Consider the following 15,670-nt stretch of genomic DNA (forward strand, 5'->3'; position numbering starts at 1 on the left):
ATGTGAATAATTTTGAGGCGTAACACCTTCTACATTCCATTGCCAGAAAGAACGCCCTCGGTGTCATAGATATGATAGTAGATTGTCTGTCTGTCATAGAAAGAATCTCTGCCTACTGAGTAGATTGTTCCTGCAACCACCTCGAAAAGAGCCATAATGCTAAGCGCTACCAAAATTGCTGTTATGCCCTTTCTAAACGCCAGCGTTCCTTCTGATCTGACTATCATCGCAAGTGATGATGCAAATCCGATACAAATAAGAAGAAGTGGCAACTGGAAGATTCTGTTAGCAAAACCGCCAGCAAAGGTCATAACATATACACTTACGAAGGCAAGCAGGTAGAAAAGTGTTTCCTCTGGGAGGTTAACTTTTCTCTTGGCTGCATCAGCTTCTGTATTAGTCTGCTTGTAATGTCTGTATACTGTAAGTCCTAACGCAATTGCAAAAGGTATCATCAAGAACATGAGTGTGTAGAAAGACTCTCTGCCAATTCTAAAAATATAATTCTTGATGATGCTATTGGATTCTGCGTTTGCAGCCGCTGTCCTTGCCACGTTACCTGGCGCAAGGATCAGGAATGCTACGCCTATTGCACAGGACACAGCACCAAGGATCTGATAAATCTGGACTTTGTGCTTGTTGTAGATCATGTAGATAAAGAACAACATCAGTGCAAATAATATAGTGCAGGCCCCAGCCTCATTGGAGAGGCCGGAAATAAAGCCTAGTACTATATATATAATTGTTGATAGGATAACGTTGGATGTGTTCTGGTTATCAGCTGATGTGTAAGCTTTCTTATCAGAAACATCACAGTAAGTCTTGTAGTACATGAGCCCGAATATCAGAATGATCAGGTTGGTCCACAGATATGTGACTGTTCCTGTGATCCATGTAACTACTTCTGAAAAATCGGGCATGAAGAACCACAGCATAAGATAAATTGCAGATAACTCAATAACACTTGCAATTAACGGTGCTTCGCCTGCTGCCTCTTTTTCTTTGGCCATCTTATTATGGAATACCAACGCGTACTGGTGAATAACATTGGCAACAGCAATATATATCAGTGAGTTAACCACCACGAAAACCATCTTGGGCAACATCAGCATGAGCTGAATGAAGAACATGGAAATTGCTCTTCCGCCCCAGGTCATATAGTAGGTTGCAACTGATGGGAATATCTGCGCCACACTCACAATCCTGCTGCCATCCGCAAATGATGTCTGATGCTGATAATCGTCAACAAAGGCTGGCATCCTATATGCAAGAAACGCTATTATGCATCCCCAGAAGATATTTACAAGTATTAAATTAAGTGTGTGTTTCTTAGTACTACTCAAGTCGAACTGCTCCGTGTTTTATCTAATAATTTTCTCAAAATCATCCTTGCCGTGCTTGCAGATAGGGCAGATGAAATCGTCAGGAAGCTCCTCGCCTACATACTCATAGCCGCAAATGAGGCATTTCCAAATGGTCTCACCCTTAGGTGTTGTGCCCACTGGCTGTGGCTTGGGCTTGATGTTGTTCTGATAGTATTCATAAGTGCAGGATGAAACATCAGATAACACAACCATCTCAGTTGGCTCGCAGATAAAGAGAGTGTGTGAGCCCAGATCTACCTCTTTTTCCACCTTGAGGGAGAAGTATGCGTTGGTGCCTGCCTTGATATATGGGATTCCGTTCTCAGCTATAGCATAGGAATCCGCAGGAAAATCAGGAGCGAACTTATCCACATCTCTGCCTGACTGGAAGCCAAAATGCTTGAAGATGTCAAAAGAAGCCTCTGTGCTGAGGACAGAAATATTGCAAAGGCCGGTATCTTTGATCATGTCGTGAGTGTAATTGGCCTTGTTGATAGCAATAGAAATTCTGTTGGGATCAGATGCCACCTGAATCGCGGTGTTGGTGATACAACCGTTCTTCTTGTCACCTCTGACTGCGGTACACACAAATAAACCATACGATAATTTGTACATTGCCTTAGTATCCATGCTCGCTCCATCCTTTCGTTTAATCAATTACTAGTTCTAATTATAACATGCCTTGATAATTGCTGTGATATCAATAATTCTCAGCCTTGAGCTGGAAGTATGCCTGTGGGTGATTGCAAACTGGGCAAACTTCTGGAGCCTGCTTGCCAACTACGATGTGACCACAGTTACTGCACTGCCATACACAGTCGCCATCTCTTGAGAATACAAGCTTATCCTCAACATTTTTGAGGAGCTTTCTATAGCGCTCTTCATGCTCTTTTTCTATGGCTGCTACGCCCTCGAAGAGCTCTGCAATCTCATCAAAGCCTTCTTCTCTTGCCTTTTTAGCAAAAGATGGATACATCTCTTTCCACTCGTAAGCCTCGCCATCAGCTGCATCCTTGAGGCAATCTACTGTTGTTCCGATTCCAGAGAGAATCTTGTACCATATCTCAGCGTGCTCTTTTTCATTAGCTGCTGTCTCTGCAAATATATTAGAAATCTGAACATAGCCTTCTTTCTTGGCCTTTGATGCAAAGAAAGTATATTTGTTTCTTGCCTCTGACTCACCAGCGAATGCTGCCAGGAGGTTCTTCTCTGTCTCGGTTCCCTTTAAATCCTCTGCTCTACATCTCCATTTGTTCTCTGACATTGTTGTTTTTCCTTCCTTTTCTTGTAAGTAATATGTAATAGTGTCGTTTCCCACATAAGAAATGGTTATAAAAAGAGAAGGCCATGAACAAACATAACCTTCTCCATATATTATACATGTTAATTGTACGCAATTAAAGATTATTTAGCGTTTTATACTACTGTCTTTTCCTTGGATAGTTCTTCAAAAATCTTGTCTGCATCATAATCAGGAGCATATTTCAGTGCCGCATCATAAATGCGTTTAATATGTTCTTCATCCTCGTCTAACTCTTCTGCTATTATCTCCGGAACATGCCCTTTGATTATTTTTTTACATACTAGCTTGATTAGTTTTATTTCTTCCCCGTTTCTTCTTTCTTCCTGAACATCAAAGCCCTTAAATTCGTCAAACAATCCCATATATTCCTTCCTCTATCTTCATCTATTTTTTCATAAATACTCAAAAAAGCTTGACTTTCATATCAAACCCTAGTATCTTTTAATCAAGAAATGGGTTTTTTGTCGTGTACAGCATTAAGTTGCTCAAGCGGGTTGCTCGTTTCTTTTTTTACGTCTATAACGTCATAAAGATACATTTTCTCATCCTCTGAATGTCTAACTAGCAACGATGCATGAAATGCATTATATCTCTCTACACTTCCATCTACTGCATACACCGGAATAGCAAATCTTGAATCGTACCTGTACCAGCCATACTTAGCATTTCTATTATGCTTATCTTCATTGTTAAGGCGAAAGTGTTTACCATTAGCCGATGTTATCATCTCTGGTATTCCCTGTGATGCATTTGCCTTTGCTTTGGCTACAGCCCCATTAAGCGCATACGTATATTCTGATCCAGAATATTCGTTAGGCAAATCATTTCCGATAAATATCAAATCTTTTGTGTCATCAACAGTATAGGCTTTTCCAACAAATTGTCTAAGATAATCTCTTACTTCATTCCAACTTATTGCCCTTTTTCCTTTAAACCGTATCTCGTCAATTATCACTATTTCTTTTCCGTTTTTATCCTTTACTATTTTTACTTTATCTGAAAAACTACTATCTGCCACTACTATTCATCGCCCTTCTAATTAGCCATATTATTGCTATACGATAATGCTAACAATCCACATATATTAACCATATTGAAATATATATACTAATGTGCTATCGTAACCAATGGATAGTATTATAAAATATCCATTGGTTACCGTCAACTATTTATTAGGATTCAACTATGTCAAATCAGCTAATACCAGAACGATTAAAAAAAGCTAGAGAAAATCTTGGAATTACCATGGCAGAAGCTTCACGAAGATTGAATTTATCCAAAATAGGCTACTGCAGATATGAATATGGTGATAGAATCCCATCACCTCAAACTGTCGATGTAATAGCAAGAGTCTTTGGGACATCTGTGGCATACTTAACAGGAGGATCAAATGACATGTCCCCTGATTATAAAGTAATTAACAAAGCCGCAAGTCCTGAATTATTTGAACTGATAGAAATACTTTCAGACTGTGATTCTCCCAAGCTGAAACGCATTTTAGCTTACGCCCAAAAGCTCAATTCTCTTCAAAAAAATAAAGTGGTCGAATAAAAATCGACCACTTTATATAACATCCGTTCTATCAGTTCTCCTTCTGACCAACCTCAATTTTCTGTCTGGTCATGGCAAGAAATTCGTCATAATCTCTAATGTAATCACTCTCATCATAGAGCTCTGACGCAAGCACCATGAGTACTGCATCTGGTGAGAAATCATACATCTCTCTCCACATATCATTGGAGATGTATAAACCTTCGTATGGTTTCTCAAGTGGAACAACCTTGGTTTCTGTTCCGTTATCGAGCTTGATCTTACAGCTTCCATGAATACATACAAGAATCTGCTCCAGCTTCTTGTGAGCATGTTTACCTCTCACAACTCCAGAAACTGTATCGTACATGTAGTAAACTCTCTTTATCTGAAATGGTATATCTTTAAATTCCTCAAGCGCCACCAGCTGGCCTCTGTCATCACCATGTGGCTGGAACATATACTTAACAACCTGCATCTTCAATCATCCTCCGACTAGTATTTTAGCATGTTTATAGGCTATGCTCAACCACGATACCACTGCTCTGCCATAAGCATGTTCCATACAAGCTTGGTGTAGCCTGGATTCTCGGCTATATAATTCCAACAATATCTGACAATCTTACCATCCAGTATTCCATCACGAATGAGCTTACTGTTATCTATCATTTCCTGAGCCCACTCACGAGTCTGTCCTTCCTTAAGCCACTTCTCAAGCGGGACTGCGAAGCCCTGTTTTGGCCTTTCCATCATTTCTTTTGGTACATACTTGTAAAGGATGTTCCTAAGGACACGCTTACTAACGCCGTCACTGTACTTATACTGAGTTGGAATTCTCCATGCAAACTCTATGACATCCCTATCTAGCATAGGCATTCTGTTCTCAAGTGACACGGCCATTCCGGCGCGGTCAACCTTAACGAGAATATCATCAGGATGGTAAAAGAGCATATCATAAAGCTCCATGTCTGAAATCTGATCAGACAAGATGCTTGGCACCTGATTCTTCTGAGCTCTTCCTGTTACCACCTTCTCTAGTCCCACATGCTTCCTATCAAAAATAACATCTTTTAACTGGCATATATTCTGGGCACCAAGCGTTCCTATTATCCTATGAAGCTTAGGATTTCCTATGCTGTCAAATGGTGTCAGTACTGCTGCCCCAGTCTGCCTTATTCCCATAGGAATCTTATTTATCTTATTCCAGAATCCGTCACACTTCCAATAGCCTTCATATCCGCAGAACAGCTCATCACCAGCATCTCCGCTAAGAGAAACTGTAACCTTCTGTCTCGCTATCTTGCTGACAAAATACGTTGGAATCATTGAAGCATCGCCAAAAGGCTCAGAGAAATAGTATCCCATTTGCGGAATTGCTTCCTGCATCTCTTTTTCCGAGATGATCATCTCTGTATGATCTGTTCCTAAATGGTTAGAGATATCTCTGGCATAATCTGCCTCGTTATATTTAGGATTATCAAATCCAATGGTGAAGGTCTTGATCTTCTGATCAGACATATCCTGCATCAGAGAAACAATTGTAGCACTGTCGATTCCTCCTGACAAAAACGCCCCCAGTGGAACATCAGCAATCATCTGATCTGAGATTGAGTTTCTAAGGAGCTTTTCGAGCTCCTGTGTAGCCTCCTCTTCTGATCCTGTAAACAGATTTCTCTGGCCGAACTTGGCAGCTTCTACCATAGACCAGTACTCTTCTATTTCCGGTTCTGCATCAGGATCCTTAAGTGTCAGGATTGTCCCTGGCATGAGCTTATTTATGCCCTGATAAATAGACATAGGCGCAGGAATGTAACTATGGAGCATGTAATAGGACAGCGCCTCCAAATTCATCTCATTCCTAAATCCAGGTATTTCCCTAAATAGCGCTATATCAGACGCAAAGGCAAAAAAGCTTTCTCCACCTTCTGCCTGTACTCTTCCGTAGTAAAGAGGCTTCTCGCCTACTCTATCTCTTGCAAGCTGTAAAGTCTTATTCTCTCTGTCATAAACAGCGATAGCAAACATACCCTTACAAAGCTTCAAAGTTTCCTTGATGCCATAACGCTCTATTCCTTCAAGGAGCACCTCTGTATCAGATGTTCCTCTGAAGGAAAATTTAGAACCATCTGTCTTCTCAGAGCTATTTGATGACATAACATAGCCATCATTTACTAATTTATCTTTCAATTCCCTGACATTATAAATCTCGCCATTATAAGAGATGACAAACCTTCCCGAGTGGGATACCATGGGCTGTGCCCCGGACTCACTAAGGTCCAGTATTGATAATCTCCTATGCCCCAGTGTCCATCCAGACTGCTCATCCAGCCAGTGTCCCTGAGCATCAGGTCCTCTGTGGACCATTCGATCTGTCATCTTCCTTATAACTTCTGCTCTATTTATCTTGTTATTGTAGAATCCTGCAATTCCGCACATTTATTCAATTCCATCATCACCAAGCATCGTTACAAAGTAACGCCATGCCAAGTGATTGTCCTTTATTGTAGATATTTCTTTTCCCATTATAAAAGCTGCAATTCCCCCTTTGCAATAGACTACTACCATAAAATAGTGATAAACTGTGATGGAAATAATCAAAGCAAAGGACACTACAATGGACAAAAAAGTTATCGTTGCAAACTATAGATATCACATTACTGGCGGGCCGGAAGTGTACATGTTCAAGTTTCTGGATAAGTGCGCCAGCATTGGATATAAGGGAATACCATTCTCTGTGCGCTACAGCGTCAATGAGCCCACCGAATATTCCAAATATTTCATCTCAAGTAGGAGTGGTGACAGCGTATACTACGACTCTATCAAGAAGACTCCAAGTGCTATTATCAAGACTCTTCAGGGGGCATTCTACAATCCAGAGACTGTCAGGAATATCAATAAACTGATTGACGATGAGAATCCTGAGGTTCTATATGCACTTCAGGTTATAAACACTCTTTCACCCAGCATTTTCAAGGCAGCCAAGAAAAGAGGTCTCAAGGTAGTTCACAGAATTTCAGACTTTAACCTTGTGTGTCCTAGAAGTGACCTGCTTCGTGGCACTGATACCTGCAATGAGTGTGTTTGCGGAGATCTCAAGAAGTGCATCGAGCACAGATGTTACCACGGTTCCAAGGCTGCATCAATGATAAGAGCCTACTCCATGATGTATCACAGATGGAAAAAGCTTTATAAGTACGTGGATTATTTCGTAACACCTACAAACTTCACCAGAAACAAGCTGATCGAGGGTGGTTTCCCAGCTGAGAAGGTTGTGACAATTCCAACCTTTATCGATGCAGATGCTATTACACCTAATTATGAGAATTACGACTATCTCTTATTCCTCGGCAGAACAGTTAAGGAAAAAGGCCTTATTTATGCTGTTGAGGCCATGAAATACCTTGCGGAGTATCCAGACTTAAGACTTAAGATTACTGGCAACTACGAGGATCAGGATCCTGAGGTTAAAGAGTTTATTGAGGCCAACAACCTCTCAGACAGAATTCAGTTCACAGGCTTTGTGAGAGGTGAAGCTCTGACAAATCTCATCTCTAACGCTATGTGTGTTCTTTGTCCTGCCATCTGGTATGAGAACATGCCAAACACAGTAATAGAGGCCTTTGCCTATGGCAAACCTGTTATAGCATCTAACTTTGGTTGTTTCCCAGAGCTGATTACAGACGGTACAGATGGATACTTATTTGAACCCAAGAATCCACAGGATTTAGCTTCAAAGGTTAAGCTTCTGTTGGCAGATGAGAGCTATAGAGAACTTGGCAAAAATGCCAGAAGAAAAGTAGAAGAAGTCTTCAATCCAGAGCAGCATTTTGAGAAACTCAAGAAAATATTCGAGCTATAAAAGTTTCAAATCATTATGATGACATAATAATAGCTCCAAGTAGACCATATATTAGTCTACTTGGAGCTTTATCATTCTCATATTCTATTTTCTCTTTGATCAGGCTTCAGCAGAAAAGTCTTCCTTACCTACACCGCAAAGTGGGCAAACGAAATCAGCTGGAAGATCATCCCATTTTGTTCCTGGAGCAATCCCGTTATCAGGATCACCTGCTGCCTCGTCATAAATGTATCCACATGTGTTACATACATACTTCATAGTCTAATCCTCCTTAAGTTTCATAATATAATCGTTGTTCATATAAGCGCCTAATATAATTATATCAACATTTAGAAGAATTGTTTATTAATATATTGTAAACAATCAGCGTCTCTTCAGATAATCAAAGACGAATCCAAAAATCTTGGGAATTGACCTGACATATACACTCTTATAAAAAGGCTTTCTGTATCTCTCTGGGATAGTCTTAATAATCTCGCCATAGCCCTTAAAATCTCTACTGACGAGCATACTAAGAAATCCTGGAGCAAAATAGGTATCATACCAGTTTGAGAAGTCTATCTCATCGCCCCACAGCTCGCTCATTCCATTCAAAAGAGATATATGATGGCTGAACTTCTCAAGTCGGGAGTATCTGGAATTGTAGTTCATCTTCTCAATATCTGCATCAACTACCCTGTGAGCATCTGCCACAAAGTCCATGATATAAACAGGGCCTTTTCTAAGAAGCAGAACTTCATCCACAGCATCGTCCACAAACTCGCTGATCTTCTTGGCCTGAGCAAAGTACTCTCTGCCTTCCTCAGTCAGGAAGTAGTTCCTAAGGAACATTCCCAAAAGTCCCAGTGGCTTACACTGCTCATAGTCCTTAATAGAATACTCACTATTAAGCTGGGAAAGATCATGCGGAAGAATGTCATAGGCATGATCCTCAAAGTTCATTCTGAGTTCAATCCTGCTAAAGCAGGCCACATACTGGGGATGTTCGTCCATGAACTTGGTCTCAACTTCAATCTTGTTCTCGTTTATCCAATAGTCATCACCAGAAAGATTCGTGATATATCTTCCCCTGCACATAGTACGGGCTTTGTAGATATTCGCTGGGATTCCTTCATTCTTTTCATTGAAATTAACTCGAATAATATCAGGATACTTCTCCTGATACTCCTTGATAATCTCCCTTGTACCATCCTGTGAGCAGTCATCAGATATGATGAGCTCATAGTTGTAGTGCGTCTTCTGCGCAAGAACACTCTCAATGGCCTGTCTTATGTATTTTTCATGGTAGTAGGTGAGCATGTATACGCTCACATCAATCTGTTTCTCTGACATAATCTCTCTATTTCTTCCTGGTATCAACTACCTTATTTCACTCTGCCGTCACTGGCTTACTCCGTACGTTTCACCGTATTGCTCTATCCATTCATCTCTTGGAATCGCCCAAACCTTCTCTTTGCCATAGAAGATTCTGGCCATATAGTTATCCACATTGTCAGGGTCGCTGACAATTGGCATCTGCATGAGTGGGCCCTGCTCGTTATTGATCTCAGGTACAACTGCCTCAGTTCCTTCGCCGCTTAGAATACGTCTCTGGAGCTGAATCTGCTCTTTATAATCATCCGCCTGTCCTGACAGATAATACTCCATACACACATAGTCTGTGTACTTCTTAACTCCATGTCTAAATGTAAATGCAATGACCAGTATCAAAAGAATAAATCCAGTCCACGACAATATGCCCATTACCACATGGTTATCATGGGCGCCATCAGTATCTTCGCTGCTAACTAACTTCCTTCGCAAGCTTATCTCCGCAACCAGCATTCCCCAGCCAATCAGATATATTTCTATGCCGATAGCACATGCAAAGAATGTCCAGAAGTTGAAGTTCACATATCCACTGGATACTATTCCTCCCGCATATACTCTTGGCGCATAGACGCTGGCATTCAGGCAGAACATAACAACTACGAACAGAATCGGATGGGAAAAGACCTTCTTGATAGCTTCATAATCCCTGTCTGCCACAAAGTTATGTGAAACAGCAAGGCTCTTGTCTGAAACCAGCTTAAACATAGATGCAGTAAGAGGAACGATAAGCAGTAATGCGATAAGAATAAATCCCTTTTCACCAATAAATACTGTAACCGCCTCTTTTACTGACATGGTAAAAGAACTGACTATTGTATCAAGAATTCCATTAGCCGGATCTGCTCCGTCCTTAATATCAGATGCTGCTCTTACTGCATTTCCTGGTGCGATCATGCTGATCACAAGGCCTGCCACAAGTGCAGCAAATGGAATCAGTAGTAATATATTTCTCTTATCTCTTTTGCCACCGATGACAAAATCCGCAAGCCACAACAGAAACAGTGCTATTGGAAGAAGAAGTGCTGCTGGATATGTTGCGCCTCCCATCAGCGCGCTTACTATAAATAGGAGCACAAGGTCTTTGGCCTTATGATCCATCAGAAACCTATCGCCCCAGACGATTCCGAGGATCGCCATGAACATTGGCATTACGTAATGTACACATCCAACCCACCAAAAGAAAGCTGATTTCTGTGATGGTACAAGCTGAATCTCGAACAGTAGGTAAATAAGTCCTATTTGAAGCCAGTAGTTACCTGCAAACTGCCATCTTTCCTTCAGGAAGTGATGTGACAGGAGAAGGAATCCCACAAAATGCATCGCAAGGAAAATGTATGGCACAATCACATAGGCTGAATCTGAGAAAACCTCAGGATGCAGACAGAACACAAAGCAGTCAAACCAGGTTCCCTGCCAGCTCTGCCATGTAGATATCACTGTTCCCCATGCAGCCTTGATAGCTGCAATAACTGACCCTGTCGCCAGAAATGCCTGATGAGCCGCTGCTCCGTAGTTGTAGTCATCCCCTGCTGCCGCGTCATATCCCGAAATTATGAATATCGGAATAAGTGACAGAGCAAGCATCACACCTAGTACGATACATATGAAGTTTTGATGTTTAAGGATTTTTTTTACCATAATGCATTTCTCGCATTAACAAAATCATCCATGTTCTCGAAGCCATAAATATAAGCGCTATCGCTACCGTAGATCAGATGATCAGACAGTTTTAAGATCATAGCCGAGTTTGGATTGCCCAGATCATAATCTCTGGCACTTACAATAACAAAGAATCTTCCCTCAGGGAATTCCTGTGTATGTCTTACTTCCTGAAGCCATGGATACTCTGAACCAAGATCGTCAATATGATCCACATCCATAACAGTATGCATCTCAATTCTGCCATCAGTGAGAGCGTTTATAACGTTACTGGACCAGAACATTCCAAATCCCTGTTCATAGTCGCTTGCCTTAAGCCACTCTATAGCGTCAGTGATCGCATAATCCTGATAGATATCCTGTGGATTAGGATCTGCATAAACAGATACACTTGCAAGAGCTATTGCTGCAGCAATAAGTCCGCAGATAACACCTCTGTAATGATTGATATATTCGCCAACGCCTTCATGCACCACATCCACATGGCCGGCTCTGCTGGCACTGAAAAGTCCAAGCGCCATCAACACAAGGAAATATGGAATAACAGGAAGCCAGTAATATGCATAATACTTGTTACTACAAGACAGCACTACTGTTGTTATCAGTGTCAGTACTCCCACATATACCAAAAAGAGCTGAACCATAGGCTGGAACTTGGCAAAATTCTTGTACACGTAAACGATGCTGACAATAATCCCAACGATCAAAAGGAAATTCAGGCAGTTGATAAGTCCCTGCCAGCTCACAAAGCCAACCTCAGCATGCCATCCGAAAAGAGTAAATGCGTCCGAGAAGGTATCCAGTGTTCTGGACAATGAAAAGTTCCTCCAAGTCTCTCTGAACTGATCCTGGAAATGATATTTATTACAGAGAACCTTTCTGTTGATACCAAGTCCAATGCAGGAAAAGACAAACAGAATAAGCGCATTTACAAAAGCCAGCCTTGCAGAAGGAACAAACTCTCTTGCTCCTCTTAATTTGGCGAAATTAGCATAATGAGCACATAAGAGTATCACAATGCTCGTAGCAAATAGTGGCGCATAGCAGATCATGAGAAGTCTCACACCGCCAAGGCCTGCCACAAAGGAAACAGCTGCCATAAGAATTCCGTAAACAGCTCCAATAACTACATTATTCCCTCTGTCCTTATCTCCGTTTCTGCCTACCTGAACTGCCCTAAAGAACAATCCCATGGAAACAAAGGCAATGATAAAGTAAGTTACATAGCTCTGTCCGAAGGTTACGATTCTGACATACCACTGTCCAAAAGGCCATGTGAGAATACTTGCAGCAAGAAGACCCTCATCCTTAAGACCAATTGCATTTGTCATATAGAGGAATGAAGCCACAATAAGCACAAGGAAAATAGCTGCAGCTGCAATCCTGACCATAAGCCAGTTATCAGGCCAGATATGGAACAGAAGCTTATAAAGAAGCTGCGTATGAACCACGTGAAGCTCAGTAGAATAGAACCAGTTCTCACTGAGGATTCCGCCCTCCTGTGACAAGAGCTTACCCAGGATCATGTCGGAAGCTATATCACTGTTCTCCATGTAGAAGTCTTTTTTCCATATGAGGAAAAGAGTGAAGATTGCTCCCACTACCATAAATCCCCACAGGAACGTTCTAATTATTTTATTTTTGTTATCTTTCATCTTTGACATGTATGAGATCTCCATTCTCATTTTCATTTATACAGACCTCTACAAATACATCCAATCTGTAATTTAATCTATTTATCTATGCCATGATAAGCTCGATTACTGCTCTTTTCATTTATTCTGCTTCTTCTCAAACTTTATCATTACAACCAGCAGCACAACACCAATAATCATCAGCACAAATCCGGCAAGAAGCCCAGGTGTGTGATATTTCAGCACAACCTCATGTGCTCCGGCAGGCATCTCTATACCCATGAACATGGTGTTAACCTTCATGATGTCACACTTCTGTCCGTCAACATAAGCCTTCCACCCCTTGCAGTAAGGAAGTGTAATGCACACGATACCTGTATCCTCAAGTGTTATGTTACCAGTGATCTTATTTGTTGTATAAGAAATTGGATTCTTATTAAGCTCAATATCAGTTAGCATGCTGCTGCGAAGCTCACCCAGCTGCTTCTGGTAATTAGCCATTGGCTGGCAGTATACTCCGATGTCGTCGAAGGTGTAGGTACCAGGCTCACTGAAGGTAATAGTGATTTCATCCTTGGCACCCTGAGCATAGCCCATGTTGAGGAAGTAGTCGTGCCAGTCACTATAGAACTGGTTATCCTCAGTCTTGTACCAGATATCTTTTTTGGTTACTTCGTTACCCTGCGCATACGCATTCACGTGCATAAGCGGATAGTCTGTATAAGAATCAGATACATAAAACTCATCAAGCCACAGGTAAGTCTCGCAGTTCTCCGCGCCTGTGAACTTGATGTGCACTGACGCGCCATCTTCTTCCACAATCCACTTACCTTCACTTGCCTGAATATTTCCTTCAAAAGAAATCTCTATAGGGCAGTTTATAAACGAATACTCTGGCTCAGCCCACTGAAGGCTGCTAGCACCATCCTCAACCACAGCGCCGTACAAAAGAGCTTCCTGTCTGTTCACAGTAGGAATTGCCTCGTACTCAGATCTTGGAATCATTGAATAATAGGTATATCCAAGAGAAAGCGGCGCCTGGTTCTCGAACACTGCAAAGTTATATCTGTCGTGAATGTGAGCATAGCCAAAAGGTACATATCTCCACTCTTCCTCCGTGTTGAAACGAAGAGAATAATAGCGAACTCCAGCAAGAGAATTAAGGATTGTTCTGTCATCCAGTGCAAAGTACGCAAAGTTCTGCTGATCGTTGTTACCCATTTCCTTGAAATAGTCGGAAACAACGCCGTTTGCAAGGGACCAGTAAAACTGAGTTGATGAAATACCCTCAATAAGAGAAGCATTCCAGATCATGTCTCTTCCTGTATATCTGTAGAAGCTGTATGGATCAGTTTCTGTTGACTCAGCACTCTCCATAACAGCCTGAACCTCGGTACTCTCAAGGAGCACATGCATGTCGTCAGCATCAACATCTGTATAGTACTCGACGATCATATTGCCCTGGCTTGGATCATAGCCGTAGTATCCGTTGAATATGATTGCTACAAGAGTCTCTGCCATGATAGCTATCTCAGCAGCCTTCTTAACTCCGGTATTCTTAAGTAAGCTAACAACTATGCATATAGCAAGGCCGATTCCAGCGATAATAAGCTCTGTCCTGGCATTCGCATAAGAAAGGTTTCCTGTATTACGGCATCTGAGGACGAACAATGCTCCCAGAACTACTGCCAGAATAATCTCTTTAACATCCATATTGAAGAGATCATCCCACATATCCACCAACATAAATGCTGCTGCCAGTGCAAAAGCAAAGGTCCATCTGTTAATAGTATAGGCAAAGCCTGTGAGAGCATAGCCCACTGCAGGAATGCACACAAACAGGATGAGCAGCGCCATAACTATGAGCATCTGCCATCTTGATTTTCTCTGAGTTTTCTCATCTTCCGAATTAACTTTCGACCTGAAGATAAGCATGTACACTGCCTTGACTATCAGCAGTATAAATGGCAAAAGAATAATTCCATGAAGTCCGATCTGTGTATCATAGAGTCCGTGATAAACGAAACTAAAGAAGTTTCTGATAAGCTCACGGTAATATGTCTTAGTGTAAAAAAGTGGAAGTCTGATTCCGGTGCTGACTCTTGGGTTTGCAGGAAACGCCATGATTACAGGAAGAAGTGTTATCATAGCCATCATGCTACCGATGACACCTGAAATCATGAACTTAACAACAAGCTGTCCCCACTTAGGAAGGTTAGCACCATGGATGAAGGCCACTCTCACGATCACGTACACGATAGTAAGGAGCACCATCATGTAAAAGAAAAAGAAATTGTTGCTGCCAGCAAGGAATATAGCTACAGCAAAAAGACTCGCCTTATTTTCTCTTAGTATCTTCTCAGCTCCGAGAATTACCAGTGGGAAATAGATAAGTGGATTAGCAAAAAATGGATGCCAGATTCCAAGGAATAAAAAGAAGGTGCAAAGTGAGTAGGTGAACATTCCCGCCATTACACCAATCTTGGATGCCTTAGGTCTTAGGTAAAAGACAAGGAGTGAGAAGGTAATACCTGCAAGGTATGGCCTTAGCATCATTACAACCTGGAAATATATGTAAATATACTGATTCTTAACGAAGATGGCTGGGAGGTTCAGAAGGTCTCCGATAGCGTAATACTGAAGTGTCGGATAGATATCTGTTCCGTATCCCATACCAAGAGAATAGGTCTGAAGATTAAGTGAGTGCTCTTTAAACACCTGATAGAGCACACCTCTCATCCACTTGGAATAAAAGGCGAGCGCCTTAAGGTGCTGTCTGAAGGCATCTGCCATGTTTATGAAGGTAGCATTCGCCTCAAAGAATGCGTGAAATACAGCAAAAACCATGCCTACGAACAAGGCAGTATATATTAGATAAAAAAACGCAAAACTTTTCTTTTTCACAAGAACTCCCCTAATTATCAAGTATTTCAAATATATGATCTACGTA

The 15,670-nt window shown here is 41.4% G+C and carries 14 protein-coding genes; 2 read left to right on the forward strand and 12 right to left on the reverse strand.

What is annotated here, in order from left to right:
• Nucleotides 1–29 precede the first annotated feature (29 nt).
• The 5 genes from IJI01_RS01070 to IJI01_RS01090 all read right to left on the reverse strand — a co-directional run bounded on the left by IJI01_RS01070 (nt 30) and on the right by IJI01_RS01090 (nt 3,685).
• Complete coding sequence (locus IJI01_RS01070) at nt 30–1,343, reverse strand: DUF6056 family protein (RefSeq protein ID WP_292184517.1); 1,314 nt, start codon at nt 1,341–1,343, stop codon at nt 30–32.
• Nucleotides 1,344–1,361: 18 nt separating this feature from the next.
• A complete protein-coding gene (locus IJI01_RS01075) occupies nt 1,362–1,994 on the reverse strand; it encodes a flavin reductase family protein (RefSeq protein WP_292184521.1) in 633 nt (210 codons plus the stop codon).
• 70 nt (nt 1,995–2,064) lie between these two features.
• Nucleotides 2,065–2,628 (reverse strand): rubrerythrin, encoded by a 564-nt coding sequence (gene rbr / locus IJI01_RS01080; RefSeq protein ID WP_292184524.1) that lies wholly within the window; start codon nt 2,626–2,628, stop codon nt 2,065–2,067.
• Between the two features lie 152 nt (nt 2,629–2,780).
• Nucleotides 2,781–3,029 carry a hypothetical protein gene (locus IJI01_RS01085; protein WP_292184527.1) on the reverse strand — a complete coding sequence of 83 codons (249 nt, stop codon included), beginning with the start codon at nt 3,027–3,029 and terminating at the stop codon, nt 2,781–2,783.
• A gap of 83 nt (nt 3,030–3,112) precedes the next feature.
• Nucleotides 3,113–3,685: a hypothetical protein gene (locus tag IJI01_RS01090; RefSeq protein WP_292184530.1), complete on the reverse strand. Its 573-nt coding sequence runs from the start codon at nt 3,683–3,685 to the stop codon at nt 3,113–3,115.
• A gap of 167 nt (nt 3,686–3,852) precedes the next feature.
• Here IJI01_RS01090 and IJI01_RS01095 point away from each other — a divergent pair, with 167 nt between their 5' ends.
• Nucleotides 3,853–4,218, forward strand: coding sequence for a helix-turn-helix domain-containing protein (locus IJI01_RS01095; RefSeq protein ID WP_292184534.1), 366 nt, complete (start codon nt 3,853–3,855; stop codon nt 4,216–4,218).
• 31 nt (nt 4,219–4,249) lie between these two features.
• Here the strand turns inward: IJI01_RS01095 and IJI01_RS01100 are convergent, their stop codons facing one another.
• Nucleotides 4,250–4,675: a sugar 3,4-ketoisomerase gene (locus tag IJI01_RS01100; protein WP_292184537.1), complete on the reverse strand. Its 426-nt coding sequence runs from the start codon at nt 4,673–4,675 to the stop codon at nt 4,250–4,252.
• A gap of 47 nt (nt 4,676–4,722) precedes the next feature.
• Nucleotides 4,723–6,633 (reverse strand): asparagine synthase (glutamine-hydrolyzing), encoded by a 1,911-nt coding sequence (asnB, locus tag IJI01_RS01105; protein WP_292184549.1) that lies wholly within the window; start codon nt 6,631–6,633, stop codon nt 4,723–4,725.
• A 178-nt stretch (nt 6,634–6,811) separates the two neighbouring features.
• On the opposite strand from asnB, the gene IJI01_RS01110 reads away from it, so the two are divergent.
• The gene (locus IJI01_RS01110) at nt 6,812–8,056 is read left to right on the forward strand and encodes a glycosyltransferase family 4 protein (protein WP_292184551.1); all 1,245 of its coding nucleotides are present in this window, start codon (nt 6,812–6,814) and stop codon (nt 8,054–8,056) included.
• Nucleotides 8,057–8,155: 99 nt separating this feature from the next.
• Here IJI01_RS01110 and rd read toward each other — a convergent pair whose 3' ends face one another.
• The 5 genes from rd to IJI01_RS01135 form a co-directional block, all read right to left on the reverse strand.
• Nucleotides 8,156–8,314, reverse strand: coding sequence for a rubredoxin (gene rd / locus IJI01_RS01115; RefSeq protein WP_013279763.1), 159 nt, complete (start codon nt 8,312–8,314; stop codon nt 8,156–8,158).
• A gap of 105 nt (nt 8,315–8,419) precedes the next feature.
• Nucleotides 8,420–9,388 (reverse strand): glycosyltransferase, encoded by a 969-nt coding sequence (locus IJI01_RS01120; protein WP_013279762.1) that lies wholly within the window; start codon nt 9,386–9,388, stop codon nt 8,420–8,422.
• Nucleotides 9,389–9,436: 48 nt separating this feature from the next.
• Nucleotides 9,437–11,065 carry a hypothetical protein gene (locus tag IJI01_RS01125; protein ID WP_292184557.1) on the reverse strand — a complete coding sequence of 543 codons (1,629 nt, stop codon included), beginning with the start codon at nt 11,063–11,065 and terminating at the stop codon, nt 9,437–9,439.
• Nucleotides 11,059–12,750, reverse strand: a complete 1,692-nt coding sequence (locus IJI01_RS01130; RefSeq protein WP_292184560.1) for a hypothetical protein — start codon at nt 12,748–12,750, stop codon at nt 11,059–11,061. The genes IJI01_RS01125 and IJI01_RS01130 overlap by 7 nt, the downstream gene beginning before the upstream one ends.
• 108 nt (nt 12,751–12,858) lie before the next feature.
• Nucleotides 12,859–15,624: a YfhO family protein gene (locus IJI01_RS01135; protein ID WP_292184564.1), complete on the reverse strand. Its 2,766-nt coding sequence runs from the start codon at nt 15,622–15,624 to the stop codon at nt 12,859–12,861.
• Nucleotides 15,625–15,670 lie beyond the last annotated feature (46 nt).

The sequence above is a fragment of the Butyrivibrio sp. genome (assembly GCF_017433805.1).
GTDB lineage: Bacteria > Bacillota > Clostridia > Lachnospirales > Lachnospiraceae > Butyrivibrio.

Bases quoted from the DNA above. Each gene is read 5' to 3' on its own strand.
- IJI01_RS01125 (WP_292184557.1), bottom strand. From the start codon at position 11,065: ATGGTAAAAAAAATCCTTAAACATCAAAACTTCATATGTATCGTACTA.
- rd (WP_013279763.1), bottom strand. From the start codon at position 8,314: ATGAAGTATGTATGTAACACATGTGGATACATTTATGACGAGGCAGCA.
- IJI01_RS01095 (WP_292184534.1), top strand. From the start codon at position 3,853: ATGTCAAATCAGCTAATACCAGAACGATTAAAAAAAGCTAGAGAAAAT.
- rbr (WP_292184524.1), bottom strand. From the start codon at position 2,628: ATGTCAGAGAACAAATGGAGATGTAGAGCAGAGGATTTAAAGGGAACC.
- IJI01_RS01085 (WP_292184527.1), bottom strand. From the start codon at position 3,029: ATGGGATTGTTTGACGAATTTAAGGGCTTTGATGTTCAGGAAGAAAGA.
- asnB (WP_292184549.1), bottom strand. From the start codon at position 6,633: ATGTGCGGAATTGCAGGATTCTACAATAACAAGATAAATAGAGCAGAA.
- IJI01_RS01100 (WP_292184537.1), bottom strand. From the start codon at position 4,675: ATGCAGGTTGTTAAGTATATGTTCCAGCCACATGGTGATGACAGAGGC.
- IJI01_RS01120 (WP_013279762.1), bottom strand. From the start codon at position 9,388: ATGTCAGAGAAACAGATTGATGTGAGCGTATACATGCTCACCTACTAC.
- IJI01_RS01130 (WP_292184560.1), bottom strand. From the start codon at position 12,750: ATGTCAAAGATGAAAGATAACAAAAATAAAATAATTAGAACGTTCCTG.
- IJI01_RS01075 (WP_292184521.1), bottom strand. From the start codon at position 1,994: ATGGATACTAAGGCAATGTACAAATTATCGTATGGTTTATTTGTGTGT.
- IJI01_RS01110 (WP_292184551.1), top strand. From the start codon at position 6,812: ATGGACAAAAAAGTTATCGTTGCAAACTATAGATATCACATTACTGGC.